At 58.7% G+C, this 16,752-nt stretch carries 14 protein-coding genes; 12 read left to right on the top strand and 2 right to left on the bottom strand.

Annotated elements, in window-relative coordinates:
- Positions 1-817: 817 nt before the first annotated feature.
- Both ACO9S2_RS08280 and ACO9S2_RS08275 read left to right on the top strand, forming a co-directional pair.
- The gene (locus ACO9S2_RS08280) at positions 818-1,189 is read left to right on the top strand and encodes a response regulator (RefSeq protein ID WP_423721495.1); all 372 of its coding nucleotides are present in this window, start codon (positions 818-820) and stop codon (positions 1,187-1,189) included.
- Between the two features lie 88 nt (positions 1,190-1,277).
- Positions 1,278-1,700 (top strand): hypothetical protein, encoded by a 423-nt coding sequence (locus ACO9S2_RS08275; protein WP_423721494.1) that lies wholly within the window; start codon positions 1,278-1,280, stop codon positions 1,698-1,700.
- A gap of 2 nt (positions 1,701-1,702) precedes the next feature.
- Here ACO9S2_RS08275 and priA read toward each other — a convergent pair whose 3' ends face one another.
- Both priA and ACO9S2_RS08265 read right to left on the bottom strand, forming a co-directional pair.
- Positions 1,703-4,021 carry a replication restart helicase PriA gene (gene priA / locus ACO9S2_RS08270; RefSeq protein ID WP_423721493.1) on the bottom strand — a complete coding sequence of 773 codons (2,319 nt, stop codon included), beginning with the start codon at positions 4,019-4,021 and terminating at the stop codon, positions 1,703-1,705.
- Between the two features lie 129 nt (positions 4,022-4,150).
- On the bottom strand, positions 4,151-5,704 hold the full coding sequence (locus tag ACO9S2_RS08265; RefSeq protein ID WP_423721492.1) for an OmpA/MotB family protein: 1,554 nt from the start codon (positions 5,702-5,704) through the stop codon (positions 4,151-4,153).
- Between the two features lie 615 nt (positions 5,705-6,319).
- Between ACO9S2_RS08265 and ACO9S2_RS08260 the strand changes: the two genes are divergently transcribed.
- From ACO9S2_RS08260 to ACO9S2_RS08215, 10 genes are all read left to right on the top strand, one after another.
- A complete protein-coding gene (locus ACO9S2_RS08260) occupies positions 6,320-6,703 on the top strand; it encodes an NADH-quinone oxidoreductase subunit A (protein WP_423721491.1) in 384 nt (127 codons plus the stop codon).
- Positions 6,694-7,221 (top strand): NADH-quinone oxidoreductase subunit B, encoded by a 528-nt coding sequence (locus ACO9S2_RS08255; RefSeq protein WP_423721490.1) that lies wholly within the window; start codon positions 6,694-6,696, stop codon positions 7,219-7,221. Before ACO9S2_RS08260 ends, ACO9S2_RS08255 begins: the two co-directional genes overlap by 10 nt.
- Positions 7,222-7,230: 9 nt before the next feature.
- The gene (locus ACO9S2_RS08250) at positions 7,231-7,728 is read left to right on the top strand and encodes an NADH-quinone oxidoreductase subunit C (RefSeq protein WP_423721489.1); all 498 of its coding nucleotides are present in this window, start codon (positions 7,231-7,233) and stop codon (positions 7,726-7,728) included.
- Positions 7,729-7,844: 116 nt separating this feature from the next.
- Complete coding sequence (gene nuoD / locus ACO9S2_RS08245; protein WP_423721582.1) at positions 7,845-8,987, top strand: NADH dehydrogenase (quinone) subunit D; 1,143 nt, start codon at positions 7,845-7,847, stop codon at positions 8,985-8,987.
- Positions 8,988-9,023: 36 nt separating this feature from the next.
- Entirely contained in the window at positions 9,024-11,714 is a 2,691-nt protein-coding gene (locus ACO9S2_RS08240) for a molybdopterin-dependent oxidoreductase (RefSeq protein ID WP_423721488.1), read from the top strand.
- 39 nt (positions 11,715-11,753) lie between these two features.
- Entirely contained in the window at positions 11,754-12,341 is a 588-nt protein-coding gene (gene nuoI / locus ACO9S2_RS08235; RefSeq protein ID WP_423721487.1) for an NADH-quinone oxidoreductase subunit NuoI, read from the top strand.
- 8 nt (positions 12,342-12,349) lie between these two features.
- Positions 12,350-12,871, top strand: a complete 522-nt coding sequence (locus ACO9S2_RS08230; RefSeq protein ID WP_423721486.1) for an NADH-quinone oxidoreductase subunit J — start codon at positions 12,350-12,352, stop codon at positions 12,869-12,871.
- Positions 12,872-12,874: 3 nt separating this feature from the next.
- On the top strand, positions 12,875-13,177 hold the full coding sequence (nuoK, locus tag ACO9S2_RS08225) for an NADH-quinone oxidoreductase subunit NuoK (protein ID WP_423721485.1): 303 nt from the start codon (positions 12,875-12,877) through the stop codon (positions 13,175-13,177).
- A 1-nt stretch (position 13,178) separates the two neighbouring features.
- On the top strand, positions 13,179-15,155 hold the full coding sequence (gene nuoL, locus ACO9S2_RS08220) for an NADH-quinone oxidoreductase subunit L (RefSeq protein WP_423721484.1): 1,977 nt from the start codon (positions 13,179-13,181) through the stop codon (positions 15,153-15,155).
- Between the two features lie 36 nt (positions 15,156-15,191).
- Positions 15,192-16,751: a complex I subunit 4 family protein gene (locus ACO9S2_RS08215; RefSeq protein ID WP_423721483.1), complete on the top strand. Its 1,560-nt coding sequence runs from the start codon at positions 15,192-15,194 to the stop codon at positions 16,749-16,751.
- The last annotated feature ends 1 nt before the right edge of the window (position 16,752 follow it).

Here is a 16,752-nt window from a genome sequence, read left to right as displayed (position 1 = left end):
AACCCTCTTCCTGGCCCATATCTATACCCCGGACAGGCACCACTCGTGGGATTACAGGTGCCATGTGAAACGCCTCCGGTTGTGTTCAACAAGGCCCTACAGCAAGAGCGCAATACGCGAAAAGGTGCACACCGCACTACTGTGCAATCCGTTCGCCGTCCCGATGGATCTTGGCGAGCAGAGAACATCCTTCGCATCCGTCCCTCCGAGGCTTCATCTCAACATTGGGCCTCTGAGCGATGCGGGATCGACGGTGGCGGACTTTTTCAACACCCCGCAGGCAGGACGGCCCTCCCTGAGCCGAAGCACGCGGATCGATGAGGTTACCCCTGGCGACCAGTCTGTGTCCGCAGCCTAGATAGACTGAGACAGACAGCCCTATCCCAATCAGTCTCAAATTCATTCCCGGCCAGCCTTATCGTCCTGGCCGCAGGCCTTGTTTTCTCTAGGCCGGATCTCTTCGGACCATGACTCTGTGGACCGTTGCGAACTGTCATCCAGGCCGGATGGAATCTCGGTTGAACGTAATACGGGCAATCGGTTTCCTCAGACACGTCTGGTCAGCCATGAACCCATGACGAAGAATCGCTTGCTCGCCTTGGGGCGGGATGTTAGAGTCACCCAAACGCTCTTCAATCGGCCGCATGATTCGGTATCATGCCGGTCTCAAGATAGCCGGATCACACCATACCGGATGTGAAGAGAGAGGCCGCCACCGATCGCTCCTGACGATCCCGAACCTCTTGATCAGGCCCGACGGCACTTCCCTCTCTTGCTCAAGTCCGTGAGCCTGGGAATGAACTCGCAGAGGAACACGATGCCCTCAGTCCTTGTCGTTGATGACGAAGATCAGATCCGCCAGTTGATCCGGGATACACTTGAGCAGGCCGGATATGAAGTTCAGGAAGCCCGGAACGGGAAACAGGGTCTTGAATGCTACCGGGCCAAGCCGGCGGATCTGGTGGTCATGGACATCTTGATGCCGGACCAAGACGGATTAGAAAGTATTATGACGCTCCGCCGTGAATTTCCGGCCTCGCGCGTGATTGCGATCACGGGAGGCTGCGACATGATCGGCATCCTGAATTTCCTCGATGTTGCCAAGATGCTCGGGGCGCGCCGAACCCTCCAAAAACCGTTCGATATGCAGACGCTGCTGGAGGCGGCACAATCCGAGCTGGGCCGTTAACATCGTTCGCCGCGCGACACGCGCGCGTTGACTTCACCTCACGCAGCCATCACACTCCCATCCCGTCATGTCGCCGACTTCTCAGAGAATGATCCAGATCAACATCGGACTTGGCACCCTTGTGGTCGGAGCAGGGTTTTGGCTGCTCTGGGGCACGGTGCCGACGGCGGTCATGGTCGGATGGATCCTTCTCGTTGCGGGTTTTCTCTTCTGGAAAGGCCGCACCATCACTGAGATCTGGGCCTGGTCGACGCTGCTCGTTGGTCTGGAGAGTTTTGCCTGGCCGCTCAACCTGATGGTCCAACTCAAGTCGGCCGCTACCGCGCCATCTGACGAGGAGATGGGAACCGTCCTCTCAGCCGTAGTCCTGGGGCTCTTCGCATCCGTCTTCTGGATTTCCTTTTCCTATGGCCTTTTTAAACGCGCGTGGGCCGCATCGGCGACGACGCCCCCGATCGACCCGCCTCCGTCCGTAAAACCCGAGCGGCCCCAACGCACGAAGAAGCGCTAGGCTCAGTCCATCTCAAGGGGGTCAACATCCACGCTGAACTTCAGGATTCTGCGGGGATAGGCACGCTCGACCGCGTCCAGAGAGTCTCGCACCAGCGTGCGAATCGCCGCACGATCGCGTCCCTTGACCATGATGTGCGACCGGACATGTCCCTTGGGCCGCATCCCCGTGGCTACTACCGGACCCAGAATGCCGATACCCTCGGATGACGGAATCAGAAGAGACCCGGCAGGGGAGGACAAGCCCGTTCGATGAGCCGGTGTTGCAGATCCGGACGCAGCGCTGTGTAACAGCCTCACCCACTTCTGTGCCGCCTGCTCGACCTGCAGGCGATCCTTGCCCGACACGGCCAGATGGATCAGATGCATGGCAGGCGGATACCCGAGCAACTGGCGGGTCTTCAATTCTTCATCATAAAACCGTGCCGGATCATGGGAGACGATAGCCTGCATGACATGATGGTTCGGCAAAGACGTTTGCAAGATCACTCGCCCGCCGGCCGAGGCCGGACGTCCCAGGCTCACCGCGTCAACCAGCAATTGGTAGGTTCGCTCAGCGGCGCGGAAATCCGGCACATGCAAACCGGAATCGGCCTGCACGATTCCGACCAGACCGACGGGAGAAATCGGCTCGCGCTGAAACAAGACCTGTGTCCCGATAAGAATATCCCATTCCCGCGAGTCCACCTGCTGCCAATGTCCTCGACCAGTCCCAGCTCCTCGGCTGGAGACTCCCTCGATCCGCACGATGCGTGCGTCCGGAAACAGCCGGCGAACCTCCAGTTCCACGCGCTCCGTTCCCTCTCCGACAGGGCTGAGGCGCGATGACCCGCATGTCGGACAGATGTCCGGAGGAGAGACCCCCGCGCCGCAATATCTGCAGGCAAGACGACCTTTCTCCCGGTAATAGGGGAGCGCCACCGCACACGACCCACAGCGTGGCACCCACCCGCACTCTCGGCAGACCAATGCCCCGGCATAGCCCTTTCGATTCAAGAACAGGACGACCCGCTCATGCTGCTGCAGCGTCTCGCGCAAGGCCGCGACCAGCCTGGCACTCATAGGCGAGCCGGAGAATTCCCGGGACAGATCCACTAACTCCACATGCGGGGCACGCTCTGGCGCAAGTTGCTGCGTACACAGCTCACCCCCGGCCGCCGTCATGGACTCCAACGACGGGTGGGAGGATCCCAGCACCAGAGGCACCCCGAGCTGTTGAGCCCGTAACCAGGCGACCTCGCGCGCATGATAGTGCGGCTCCTGCGGTTCTTTGAGCGCCGCGTCGTCTTCGCCCTCAATCCAAATCAGCCCCATCGGGTCCAGGCCCCGGAAAATGGCCGAACGGGTCCCGACCACAAGCTGAGGCCTCCCCTCCGGAACCGCGGCAATCCCGGGATCCTGAGTGCGGCCATGATGCACGGTCACGGGCACGTTCGTGACCCGCCGCAGAACCCCTGCCATCCAATCGACCTTCGCAACCTCGCCGACTATCACCAGCACCGACCGATCAGCGGCCAGTACCTGCCGAGCCGCACTAACCAGTAGGGAGATTCGATAGTCCGTCTGCCCATGAATCAGGATTCTCCCTGCCTTGGGAGGATGCAGGAGTTTCATAATACGCTGCAGCGCTTCCTCCTCTGGGTCCGGCATCAGAGGAAGATTGACAGTCTCACGCTCCGCTGCGATTACCGCCGTTTTGACCGAAGTCCGCGTGCGCGGGACAGCGTCGGAAATACGCACAACCCACTGCCGGGATTGAAGAAATTGCAGGGCGCCACGCGGCGCGTCCTTCGCGGCCGTCTGAACCGTCGCTGCCGATAAGCCGCTGGCACGCCGCGCGATGCGGGTGAGGAGCGACCGCATACCTTCGGGGCAACCTCCTTGCTCAATTGCGCCCCGTCCCTCTTGGGTCACCGTGAATCGAACCGGAGCAGGAACCGATCGTCCTGCTGATTGCGTCACCAGCCGCAAACACTGGCCCCAAGGCGCAAGATATTCGTCTGCAACCCGTTTCGATAACGCAAACATCTCCGGGGCAATACCCGAGAAGTGGTTTCCCTCCGCCAGGGACGCAATAGGCTTGAGTCGGGATACGGTCACGCCCGAGGGTAGCGCGCGGGTCAACGCCACAACGGCCCCCTGAAGCATCGTCCGTCCGAAGGGAACGGTGACGCACTGCCCGACTGCAATCCGGTTTACGAGAGAGGATGGAACGAGATAAGTAAAGGCCTTCGCGATATGCCGGGGCACAATCACATCGGCAAAGAGTTCATTCTGCTCATGCGCATCTTTTGATGTGGAGGGCGTGTCATTGTGTCGCATGCGGCATTCTAGCAGCGCGACAAAAGGCAGGACAATCAAAGGAGACCGCTTGCGGGGCCCATAAACACAGAAAAGATGGAGCGACCCGGATGCCAAGACGTGACATCCCGGTCGCTCACGGAACAGGCCTTACTCAAGTGGTGGTGCCGCCGGCTTGACCGGATCCTGTGCGGCAGATTCTGTAACCGCCTGTCCGGTCGAGACAGGGAGGTTGAGAATGCCCGGCCCATCGGCCGCGGGAAGGGTTTCCTTCCCCGGCAACGATGGAGAATCTGAAGCGGCGATAGATCCGTCTTGAGCAGCCACAGACGCCGACTCAGCCGAACTGCTCCCTTGAACACTCAGGCTCGAAGCACCGGATTCCACATGACCCGCGGTGCCGGGATCGATCGGCTGTGAGGCCTTGGGGTCCGTCGATGTCGGCGAGTACAGAACTACTTCGACTCGGCGGTTGCTGGTGCGCCCCTCCTCATTCGCATTGGTTGCAGCCGGACGACTATCGCCGTATCCGATAGAAGAGAAGCGCGCCGAATCCAACCCGCCCTTTTCCACAAGGTATCGAACAACCCCGCCTGCACGAGCCTTCGACAACTCCCAATTGCTCGGGTACCGAGATTTGAGCGATGGACCAATCTCTACATTGTCCGCATGGCCTTCCACACGGACCATCCGCGCATCGCTGCCGGACCGTAGGTACTCAATCAACTGATCAAGCACTTTGTATCCTTCCGGCCTGATCGCAGCCTCGCCCGAATCATACCGAAGCAGGTTTTTCAGATCGCCAAGATTCAAACGGCTCTGTCCCGCTGCATCCTGGACCTTCAAAGTCCGCGCAACCAAATCAGACGGAATCGCCGTGGCGACATTCTTCACAGAGGAAATCTGTGCCGGCTCGATCGGCTGAGCAAGCGGCGCCGAATGCCCCACTAACTTGTACCGGTCTCCTACCATAATTCTCGTCATCGACTTCACAACCTGAGCGGTCGCCGTCCGGTCTTCGGTGGAGATAATTCTGAGCTGTCCGACCTTGCGAGAAGGAATTCCCAGTCCCTTACGATAGATGTCCAGGACATCTCCGCTCATCAGACCATCTTCCTGCCCATGATCGAGATAGACAATATTCCTCTGTGCCACGAGCGTCATCGGTTGATCCGCCTGGATGCCGACGATCATCCCACTGATATCACCCGGATCACCTGTGGAACGGGGCTCACCCGCCGGCGCGGGGGGGACAAAGCGATAAACCAGATCGCCGGGGGCAAAGGCCCCATAGCTGCGAACCACTTCCACGGTCGTCAAGGCATCATCCACCTGAGCGACCTTCACCACCGCCAGCCTGATGGTGATAAACCCGAGATATTCCTGCGTAGCCGGGTGAAAGACCTTCCGTACCCGACGATAGACCGTGAAAAGATCGCCCAGCGCGACCTCCCGAGGGTTGTCGAGCTTGAGATATACCGAGTCTCCCGCTCCAAGAACAGTCCGGGCTCCTGAGGCCTGGTTATCACCGGTGATGAGATTCACCAGACCATCGCGCGGCGTCGTTTTCTGAATAGAACCGGCAGCATACGCCAGTGCGGCCTCACCGAGCCTAACTGAATCGACGTCTTGTGTCTGGGCCATCACTCTGTCCGGCAGTAGGCTGCCCCACGACAGGAGCACAGCGAGGACGATTCGTGTCATGTTTTTCATGGGTTCAGTCCTTGTGTTTAGACAAGTAGCGCTTCGCAAACCATAGCAAAGGATGGTGTATTGTCAAGAATATTGGCAGAACGACGCCGCTCATTTGACGGTCATTTTATTGGGATGCTATCGTGTCATACGCACTTCATCGCTGACTCTCGCGAATCCTTCTGGCTCACATGACAACAGCACGATCATCCGATCCCGATCCATCCTTCCCGCAACGGAGGATTGAGACCCAGATCCATCGACGCCGGAAAGCCAAGGCGCTCTCTCCTTTGGAGTCGGAATGGGACGACTCTCAGCCGGATCCGCCGTTCCATCTGCGCATACCCTCTCCTCCCAAACTCCCCCGGGATTCTCAGCCCTAGCAAAACGGGCCGTGCCCCGTGCGTTCGATACGGCTTTCTCGCACTCACCCCCCAAGCGGCGACAACGATAACCATTTGTGCGACATGAGTAATTCGCATTTTCTGCACAGCCAAAATATAGACACAGAAACCTAGGGCTTTCGGGTCTCATTTCGTAGGTCCTTTGTCCGCTTGCTATCCCCAAGACCACAGCACTAAGATCTCCCCTCTTCTTTCTAGGTCAACAGCTTGTGAGACGTGAACGATGACCGGTTTTGACCTGCTCCTCGAGTATTTGACGAGATATTTCCCGATTCTGCTGTTCATCTTTATCGCCCTCGCGTTCGGGGTGGTGACACTGGTGATCAGCTATTTTGTGCAGCCCAAATATCCCGAACCAGAGAAGCTCTCCACCTATGAATGCGGATCCGAACCTTTTTCAGACGCCCGCATGCCGTTTCCCGTTCGGTACTACATCTTTGCGATGTTGTTCGTTATTTTCGACATCGAGGTCATCTTTCTCTACCCCTGGGCCGTCGTGTTTGAAAAACTCGGGATTATCGGGCTCGTCGAGATGATGGTGTTTATTGCCTTATTCCTCGTGGCGTATGTCTACGCGTGGCGGAAGGGAGCGCTCGAATGGGACTAATCCAGCTAGGGCGGCCGGACAAAGACGGCTCCCCCGACGTCATCACCACCACCGTGGAAAAAGCGGTGAACTGGGCGCGTAAAGGTTCGCTCTGGCCCATGACGTTCGGCTTGGCTTGCTGCGCGATCGAGATGATTGCAGCCGTCTCTTCGCGTTACGACATGGACCGGTATGGAGCCGGCGTGTTTCGCGCCTCCCCCCGCCAGTCCGATCTCATGATTGTGGCGGGAACGGTCTGCCGTCGAATGGCTCCTGTGATCCGGAAGATTTACGATCAGATGCCGGAGCCCAAATACGTCATTGCCATGGGTTCCTGCGCCACCTCAGGCAACATCTATGACAGCTACAGCGTGGTGCAGGGTGTCGACCGGTTCGTCCCCGTCGATATTTATGTGCCTGGATGCCCGCCGACGCCCGAGGCGCTGTTCGACGGCATCTTGAAACTGCAAGAGCGCATCATGCAGAAGCGGGTCTTCGTGAAACAACCGGACCAGGTCAAAGAAAGCCTGAAGGTATAGCCCTCAACCATGCATCTACTGGCTCAACGGGTACAGGACACCTTTCCCGTCGGATTTGTCTCCGCCACCGAATGGCGTGGAGATGTGTCCGTGACCGTGACGCGGGACAAAGTCCATGAGGTTGCCCGGTTCCTTCACGACGATCCCGGAATGGATTTTGACTATATCGTGCATGTAAGTTCCGTCGACTGGCCGGACGATGAAGAGCGCTTCGAAGTCGTATGGGAATTCTACTCCATTCGCAAACGGCAGCGGATCCGGCTCAAAACCCGCGCACCGGAATCGGATTGTGTCGTGGATTCCTTGACCGATATCTGGAAGGGTGCCGACTTCATGGAGCGTGAGGTCTACGACATGATGGGCATCCGCTTCCGCAATCATCCGGATTTGCGGCGGATCCTCATGCCGGACGATTACACCGAAGGCTACCCCCTTCGGAAAGACTTCCCGCTGCGCGGCAAGGGGTGGCGAGACACATTCGATTTTCTTGACGAAGTTCCGCGGTAGGAATCACGCGAGCCATGGCATTCGAAGATCAGAGAACGACCGTCTACAAAGTCGATCCGGAACATCCGGAGAGCGAAACGCTCCCCACGCTCCGCACCGAGGAACTGCTGCTGAACATGGGTCCACAGCACCCCAGCACCCACGGTGTGCTCAAGGTCATCCTGGAACTCGAGGGCGAGCGCCTCGTCAAATCGACGCCGGTCATGGGCTATCTCCATCGCGGCGTCGAAAAGCTGGCCGAGGAAGGCACCTACCATCAGTTCATTCCCCATACCGACCGGCTCGACTACGTCTGCGCGATGTACAACAACTTCGCCTACTGCCGCGCGGTCGAAAAGCTGATGAACCTGCAGGTTCCGGAACGGGCGGAGTACCTCCGCACCATCGTCGCGGAAGTCCAGCGCATCATCGGCCATCAGTTCTGGCTCGGCACACAGGCGCTCGACATCGGCGCCATGACCGTCTTTTTCTATTGCTTCCGCGATCGCGAGATCCTGCTGGACTGGTTCGACGAACTCTGCGGCGCGCGATTGACCACCAGCTGGTACCGGATCGGGGGGGTCGAGCGGGACTTCACGCCCTCGCTCCTCGACAAGCTGAAGCAGTTCCTCGACTATTTCCCTCCCAAGATCGACGAATATATCGTCTTCCTGGAGAAGAATCGTATCTGGGTCGCGCGCACCAAAGGCGTCGGGGTCATTTCCGCCGAAGACGCGGTGAGCTTCGGCTTGAGTGGTCCGACCCTGCGTGGCTCGGGCGTCGATTACGATCTGCGCAAATACGAACCCTACTCCGCCTATCCCAAATGCGAGTTCAGCGTCCCGGTGGGCAAGAACGGCGACACCTACGATCGTTACTGGATCCGGGTCATGGAAATGTATGAGAGCGTGAAAATCATTCGCCAGTGCCTGGAGCAGATGCAGGAAGGCCCGATCATGGCGGATGTGCCCAGCGTGACCTTGCCGCCGAAAGAGCGCGTCTTCACGAATCTCGAGGCCATGATTCAGCAGTTCAAGCTGTTCTCCCAGGGCTTCAACGCCCCTCCGGGGGAAATCTACTGCGGAACCGAAGCGCACAAAGGCGAGCTCGGATTCCATATCGTCAGTACGGGCGGGGGAAAACCCTATCGCCTGAAAATCCGCGCCCCTTCCTTCATTCACATGGGCGCATTTGATTATATGTCGCGCGGCTACATGATCGCCGACGCCATCACGTTGTTCGGCACGTACGATATCGTGATGGGCGAGTGCGATCGGTAGGCAAGTCGATCGGATAGAGATACAAGGATCCGAACCATGGGCTTGAAACCAGCTACAAATCCGGATGTCGAAGCGGCGTCCATCGAGCTGACCATCGACGGCAAGACGGTCAGCGCGAAAGACGGCGTCTCGCTGTACGATGTCATTTCCAGCACGGGCAAGATTATCCCGGCCATGTGCTACCACTATACCTTCGACCCTTTCGGCTCCTGCGGCATGTGCCTCGTCATGCAGGAAGGCAAGAAGGCTCCGGTCCGCTCCTGCACCGCCAAAGCCGCCGCTGGCATGATCATCCGGACGGAAGGCGAGGATCTGTTCCTGGCGCGCAAGAAGGCCGTCGAAAAGCACCTGTCCGTGCATCCCCTGGATTGCCCGGTCTGCGACGCCGACGGCCACTGCGAACTTCAGGACATGGCCTTCCAGCACGGCGTGACGAATTTGGCCAACGCCAAACAGAAGTTTATTCCCGAAGACACCCGCAGTCTCGTCCTCGACTTCAACATGAACCGGTGCATCGCCTGCGCCGAATGCATCAACGTCTGCAAAGACGTGCTCATGATCGATGCCTTGCAGTTCATGAAGAAGGGCGGCTTCAACCAGGTCGTCGCCAAAGGCGATCTCCCGCTCTCCTGCGAGTTTTGCGGCGATTGCCTCGCCGTCTGCCCGGTGGGCGCCATCACGAACAAGTACTCGAAGTATCTCTACAAGCCCTGGCAGATGAAGAAGACCACCAGCACCTGCAACTACTGCGGTGACGGCTGTCAGCTTTACCTGGAAACCAAGGACTCCGAAGTCATCCGTGTGACCTCGCCGCTGTCCTGGAAGAATAAGTGGGGCGATCGGTCGGAGACGGCGAAGGGGCACGGGGGGCTCTGTGTGCGAGGCCGCTTCGGCTTCGAATATCTCGACGGAAAGAGCAGGCTCACCCAGCCGCTGGTACGCGAAGGCACTCAGCTCGTGCCGAAGCCCTGGCTCGACACCATGCACCAGGTCGTCGATCGCTTCGCGGCGATCAAGCAGAAGCACGGGGGCGACGCCATTGCCGGGTTGATCACAGCCCGTTGCACCAACGAAGAACTCTACCTCTTTCAAAAACTCATGCGCGCCGTCATCGGCACCAACCAGCTCGACAGCAGCGCACGCTACGGACATATGAATTTTGTCCATGCCTCGCGGCATGCCGTCGGATTCGGGCGCACCCCGAATGACTGGGAAGACCTGACGAAGGCCAAAGCCATTCTGCTCATCGGGTCGAACCTGACCGAAACCAACCCGCTGACGGCCGTCCGCGTCAAAGAAGCGATCCGCGTCTATAAAGCCCAAGTGGTGGTGCTCGACTCAGCGGTGACCAACATCGCCAAGCTGGCGTCACATCCGTTCCTGATTAAGCCAGGAACGGAAGGGCAGGTGATCGACGGGCTGGTGAAGGCCACGATCGAACAGGATCTGGTTGACGAAGAAACGATTGGTAAACACCCCCAGGCTTTCGAAGCTTTGAAGGCCGCCGTCGCGGGCTTGTCACTTGACCAACTGGCCGCGCACACGGGCATTTCTGTGGAGGCATATCGGGAGATCGCGGCCATCATGGCTGAGGCACCCCGATCGATTATCCTCTGCGCCGAAGGCATCGTGCGCCGGCCGGACGGCTACCAGAATGTACTCAAGCTCATCGACCTGGCCTGGATCACCGGCAAACTCGGACAGCCCGGCTGTGGCGTGAACACCGTCACGGAAGAACCGAACGAGCAAGGCGCCGTCGATATGGGCGTCGCCCCTGAATTCCTTCCGGGACAAGCCCGCTACGACGATGGGGCCGGACGGGAGCGCTTCGGGAAAGCGTGGGACGCGACCCTCCCAACCAAGGGCGGCGCCAACCTCATTGAAATTCTGAAACGGTGCAAGAGCGGGCAGATCAAGACGCTGTATGTCCTCGGTGAAAACCCCTTGGCGACGCTTCCTGCCTCCATGGAAGTCAGAAGCGCTCTTGAAAAGCTCGAATTACTTGTGGTGCAAGATCCTTTCTTGACCGATACCGGGCGACTCGCGCACTTTGTCCTCCCGGCCTGCACCTATGCGGAGAAAGACGGGACCTTCACCAATCTCGAAGGCCGTGTCCTCCGCGTGCGCCAGGCAATGGAGCCGGTCGGCGAAAGTCTTCCCGACTGGCATATCATGACCACGCTGGCCAATGCCTTGGGCGCCCAATGGCCCTATGAATCGGCCAACGACATTCAGGCCGAAATCATGAAGCTGCTCCCGGGTTACTACAATCTGGGACAACCGCGCAAAGTGACGCCGGCCCCTGATGCCTACCTCGCCAACGGCTATGCCACTGAAGTGAAGACCCGCTATCGCGCCGGGCAGAGCGCCAGCGATCCGAAGCGGCCCTTCGCACTGGTCATGGGCCAGTTGCTGACACACTCGGGCAAGATGTCAACCGAGGCTCCCGGTCTGATCAAGATCGCTCCCAACACCGGCAAGCTGCGGATGAACGTGCAGGATATGGACCGACTGGGGCTCCAGGACAGTTCAACGGTGCGGGTCACCTCGGAACGGGGGTCGCTCCAACTGGGGGTGCAACCCGATGCCTCTCTGGCGCCGAACACCTGCTTCTTCCCCGAACATTTCAATGAGCCTCCGGTCAAAGATTTGATGGCGGTGCAAGTGGACGCGACGACCGGCGTCCCGTCATTCAAGCATACGTGGGTCAGTATCGAACGGGCCTAGGGATCGACCGATGAAGATTCCCAGAGACAGGAGCCCAAGATGAGTGTCGCAGCACTGACAAAGAAGATCCTTCATGCCGCGTTGTTCTATGAGATCTGGGACGCGATGAAGGTCACTTTTCGCCACATGTTCCATCGCCCAATCACGCTTCAGTATCCCCGGGAGCAGCGCATCCTCCCCGACACGCACCGCGGCGCCCTGGGCTTGCTCCGGTACGACGACAAGCGTGAACGCTGCGTCGGCTGCGACCTCTGCGAAGCCGCCTGTCCCTCCCATTGCATTAAAGTCGTCAGCGCCGAAGACAAGGAGCGTCCCCTCCAGCGCTATGCCAGTGAATTTTATATCGATATTACGAAGTGCGTTTTCTGCGGTTACTGCGTGGAGGCCTGCCCCGTGAACGCGCTGGCCATGACCAAGATGTACGAGTTCTCCACCCATGACAAGCGCACGCTCCTCTTCGACAAGAAGCGGCTCTATGACATCGGCGAGCGTCACCTGGATGACGCGAAGAAATATCTCTATGCCCATAACCAGGAGAAGAATGCCGAAGAGAGCCGCGAGTACCGGTATTATTTCCCTCAATCGGTCCTCAAGCCGACACAATCGACTCCGAAGCATTTAAGCTGAGCCTGACAATGATCGCCGTCTTTTTTTCCTATTTCGCCTTGGTCAGCATCGCCGCCGCCGTGATGACCGTCGCCCTCAAAAATCCCGTGCATTGCGGGTTGGCGTTGCTTGCCCTTCTGCTTCACGTCTCGGGCCTGTTCGTCCTCCTGAATGCGGAATTCATCTGGGCTGTCCAGGTGGTGGTCTACGCGGGGGCGATCCTCGTGCTCTACCTGTTCGTGCTCATGTTGCTGAACCTCAAGACGGACGAGCGCTACTTTCACTCCACCTACATGTACTTCCTGGGCCCGGCCGTCCTGGGGTCGCTCTATGTTCTCTATCTGCTCGTGAAATCTCCCTATGCGGGGGCGAAGGGCGGCGCACCTGCCGTGGCCATTCTACAAGACGGGGATACGGCGGCCGTCGGCATTACGATGTTCAGCGACTATCTGCTGCAATTTGAAATAGTCGGCGTCTTCCTGCTGGGGGCCGTTATCGGCGCCATTGTGCTGGCCAAGACGCCCAAACCGATTGACGCGGGAAAAGACTGACGCATGATTCCTTTATCCGCTTATGTCGCTGTCAGCGCGATTCTGTTCATCACCGGACTCCTGGGTGTGCTCATCCGGAGGAATTTTATTATCGTGCTCATGTCCGTCGAGATCATGCTGAACGCCGCCAACATCAACCTGGTGGCCTTTTCTCATTACCTGGAGTCAATGGCGGGCCAGCTCGTCGCCCTGTTCATCATCGCCATCGCCGCCGGGGAGGCGGCCGTGGGATTGGCCATTATCATCGTTGTCTTCCGTGGCAAGCTATCAACCAACGTCGACGAAATGAACCTATTGAAGTGGTAACGTGTCCGACTTAACTGATCTGCTCATCAAGCTCATTCCCGTCTTCCCGTTGCTGGCCGTCATTGCCAACGGGCTCTTCGGAAGCCGGTACTCCCACGAGATGGCGCACCGACTGGCTTGGGGCTCCGTCGCACTGTCCTTTCTCTGCGTCGTCGGCGTGTTCGCCGACGTCCTCCGCACGGGCGTCCCCCACGAAGTCATCGCCTATCAATGGATTTTCGGCGGAGACCTGACGATCAACCTGGCTTACCTCGTCGATCCGTTGACCTGTGTCTGGCTCCTCGTCGTGACCGGGGTCGGCTTCATGATCCACGTCTATTCCGTCGGCTATATGCACGGCGAAGAAGGCTTCACCCGCTTCTTCACCTACATGAACCTCTTCATGGTCTCCATGCTGTTGCTCGTCATGGGCAACAACTACGTCGTCCTGTTCATCGGATGGGAAGGGGTCGGGCTCTGCTCCTATCTCTTGATCGGCTACTATTACGACAAGGTCTCCGCCGCCAAGGCCGCCTCCAAAGCCTTCGTCGTCAACCGGATCGGCGACGCCGGCTTTCTCCTGGCCATCTTCCTGGTCTTTATCAACTTCAAGACCCTGGACTATACGAAGGTCATGGCGCAGGTCAGCCAGCTCTCACCCGAGATGGCCACCGCCATCGCCCTCTGTCTCTTGATCGGCGCCGTCGGCAAATCAGCCCAGTTGCCGCTCTATACCTGGCTCCCCGATGCCATGGAGGGTCCGACTCCGGTCAGCGCGCTGATCCACGCGGCCACCATGGTCACAGCCGGCGTCTACATGATCGTGCGCAACCATGCGATCTTCGATATGTCACCGATCGCCATGGAGATCGTCGCCGTCGTCGGCGGATGCACCGCCCTCTTTGCGGCCACCATCGGACTCGTGCAGACCGACATCAAACGCGTCCTCGCGTACTCCACCGTCAGTCAGCTCGGCTATATGTTCCTCGGCTGCGGCATCGGCGCCTATACCGCCGCCGTGTTTCACGTCATGACGCACGCGTTTTTCAAGGCCCTCCTGTTCCTGTCGGCCGGCTCCGTGATCCACGCCTTGTCGGGCGAACAGGACATCCGCAAGATGGGCGGACTCAGCAAAAGGATTCCCTGGACCTATCGTCTGTTTCTCATCGGCACCGTCGCCATCGCCGGTATCCCCCCCCTGGCCGGCTTCTGGAGTAAAGACGAGATCATGGGGCATGCCTTCGTCAATCACTACTATTGGTATTATGGCCTGGCAGCGATCGGCGCCTTCCTGACATCGTTCTATATGTTCCGGCTGACCTATCTGACGTTCTTCGGCGCCTCCCGCATGGATCATCATACGGAAGAGCACGTCCATGAATCGCCGATGGTGATGGTCGCACCCCTCATGGCGCTGGGCGTGCTCTCTGTCCTCGGTGGTCTTATCCTGGGCTTTCCTCCGGAACATGGCTGGCTGCACGGATTCCTCGCGCCAGTCGCCGGAGCGGCAGGGGAGCATGAAGCCAGCACCGGGCTCGTGTTGCTCCTCATGGGGGCGGCGACCGGCATTGCGCTCCTCGGATGGGGCCTTGCCCATTTCCTCTATAGCGTCAGTCCGGCCACGGCCGAGTCCTGGAGCACCAAGTTCTCAGGCGCGTATGCCACTCTGCTCAACAAATATTACGTCGACGAGCTCTACGATTTCCTTTTTGTCGAACCGACGAAGCGCCTCGGAGAGTTCCTCGATTGGTTCGATCGCACCGTCATCGACGGCATTGTTCGCGCGGTCGCCCAAATGGCCGATTGGGGCTCCGCCGGATCGACCTGGATCGAGAAATATGTGGTCTACGCCGGCCTCAACGTCATTGGGCTCGGCAACCACCTGGCCGCGCGCCAAGGGCGCAAACTTCAGAGCGGAATGGTACACCACTATGCCGCGCTCATTATTGCCGGCCTGTTCCTGCTGGCGCTGGTCGTGCAACTCATCATTCAACTGTAACCCGGATCCTATGATCGTCGAGGCATCACAGCACCCATGTTAGAAGAACTCGCAGCCGGTTTCCCCATCTTGTCCTGCCTGCTCTTTCTCCCGGTCATCGGAGCGGCCGTCCTCTGGCTGTTTGAAGATGAGGATATGGTCAGGACCTCGGCCCTCACGATCAGCCTCGTAGAATTGGCCCTCGCGATTTTTGTCCTCATCCGCTTTATCCCGGAATCAGCCGCCATGCAGTTTTCCGAGCATGTCCGCTGGATTCCCGGACTGGGTATCAGCTACCACCTGGCCGTAGACGGCATCAGCGTGTTGTTCGTCGGACTCACGGCCTTCCTGACGGTGCTGGTCGTCATCTATTCGTGGGATACCATTCGCCAGCAGGTCAAACTCTACATGATGTGTGTCCTGGCCCTTGAGACAACCACCATGGGTGTGTTCGTCTCATTGGACCTGATCCTCTTCTTCGTCTTCTGGGAATTGATGCTCATCCCCAGCTACTTCCTCATCAAGCTCTGGGGCGGGGGAGTAGACCGGCATTACGCGGCATTGAAGTACGTCCTCTATACGCTCCTCGGCAGCGTATTCATGCTGGTAGGGATCGCTCTCTTGAATCTGAATTTCCACCAGTGGGCCGTCCTCCGCCATACGGAGCAGGTCTATTCGTTTGACCTGCTCGATCTCCTGGCCGTTCCCATACCCCTGAGCCAGCAGATCCTGATTTTCTGGCTGATGTTCATGGGCTTCGCCTTCAAAGCGCCCGTTTTCCCGTTCCACACCTGGCTCCCGGATGCCCTGCTCGAAGGCCCCATCGGCATGGCCGTAGTCCTTGCCGGCCTGAAGCTGGGTACCTTCGGATTCATGCGCTTCAGCATCCCGCTCCTGCCGGATGCGTCCAAGAGCCAGACCGTGGTCGCGGTCCTCATGTGTCTGGGCATTGCCGCCATCTTATATGGCGCCATCATGGCGCTCATTCAACCGGACTTCCGACGCCTTTTGGCCTTCAGCAGCATCAGCCACCTCGGCTTCATTGTCATTGGCCTGTTTGCCCTCAATTACCAGGGACTCCAGGGCAGTCTCCTGACCATGATCAATCTCGGCTTCAGCACCGCCGGGTTATTCTTCATCGCCGGCTTTCTCTATTCCCGGCAGCAGACCACCCATCTCTCTGCCTTCGGAGGCATGGCCAAACAGGTTCCGCTGCTCGCCAGTTACTTCTTGCTCATCGGTCTTGCTTCCATCGGGTTACCAGGAACGAACGGATTCGTCGGAGAATTCCTCATCCTTCTCGGAACATTCAAAGCCAATTGGGTCTACGGCGCCTTTGCAGTGACCGGGGTGGTCTTCGGTGCCGCCTACTTTCTCTGGTACTACGAACGGGCGATCCTCGGGCCTCTCGGCAAAGCCGTCAAGAGCACCATGGTCGACCTGCAACTCCGCGAAATGATCATCGCCGTCTCACTGTCCGTCATGATTCTCTGGATCGGGCTTTATCCGTCCCCGTTCCTCCGCATCATGAACGGCTCCATCCAAGCCCTGGTCGACCGCCTCGACCACGGCACGGTGGCATCGCTGACTGACTCCGTTCAACGACAGGATCACTAGA

Origin of the sequence: Nitrospira sp. NS4 (genome assembly GCF_049546785.1) — a bacterium.
Classification (GTDB): Bacteria; Nitrospirota; Nitrospiria; order Nitrospirales; family Nitrospiraceae; genus Nitrospira_D.
Note: the sequence above shows the minus strand (reverse complement) of the source record. Positions and strands in the feature narration are given on the sequence as shown.

Coding starts and splice junctions, on each gene's coding strand:
- ACO9S2_RS08280 (WP_423721495.1), top strand. CDS start 818: ATGCCCTCAGTCCTTGTCGTTGATGACGAAGATCAGATCCGCCAGTTG.
- ACO9S2_RS08275 (WP_423721494.1), top strand. CDS start 1,278: ATGATCCAGATCAACATCGGACTTGGCACCCTTGTGGTCGGAGCAGGG.
- priA (WP_423721493.1), bottom strand. CDS start 4,021: ATGCGACACAATGACACGCCCTCCACATCAAAAGATGCGCATGAGCAG.
- ACO9S2_RS08265 (WP_423721492.1), bottom strand. CDS start 5,704: ATGACACGAATCGTCCTCGCTGTGCTCCTGTCGTGGGGCAGCCTACTG.
- ACO9S2_RS08260 (WP_423721491.1), top strand. CDS start 6,320: ATGACCGGTTTTGACCTGCTCCTCGAGTATTTGACGAGATATTTCCCG.
- ACO9S2_RS08255 (WP_423721490.1), top strand. CDS start 6,694: ATGGGACTAATCCAGCTAGGGCGGCCGGACAAAGACGGCTCCCCCGAC.
- ACO9S2_RS08250 (WP_423721489.1), top strand. CDS start 7,231: ATGCATCTACTGGCTCAACGGGTACAGGACACCTTTCCCGTCGGATTT.
- nuoD (WP_423721582.1), top strand. CDS start 7,845: ATGGGTCCACAGCACCCCAGCACCCACGGTGTGCTCAAGGTCATCCTG.
- ACO9S2_RS08240 (WP_423721488.1), top strand. CDS start 9,024: ATGGGCTTGAAACCAGCTACAAATCCGGATGTCGAAGCGGCGTCCATC.
- nuoI (WP_423721487.1), top strand. CDS start 11,754: ATGAGTGTCGCAGCACTGACAAAGAAGATCCTTCATGCCGCGTTGTTC.
- ACO9S2_RS08230 (WP_423721486.1), top strand. CDS start 12,350: ATGATCGCCGTCTTTTTTTCCTATTTCGCCTTGGTCAGCATCGCCGCC.
- nuoK (WP_423721485.1), top strand. CDS start 12,875: ATGATTCCTTTATCCGCTTATGTCGCTGTCAGCGCGATTCTGTTCATC.
- ACO9S2_RS08215 (WP_423721483.1), top strand. CDS start 15,192: ATGTTAGAAGAACTCGCAGCCGGTTTCCCCATCTTGTCCTGCCTGCTC.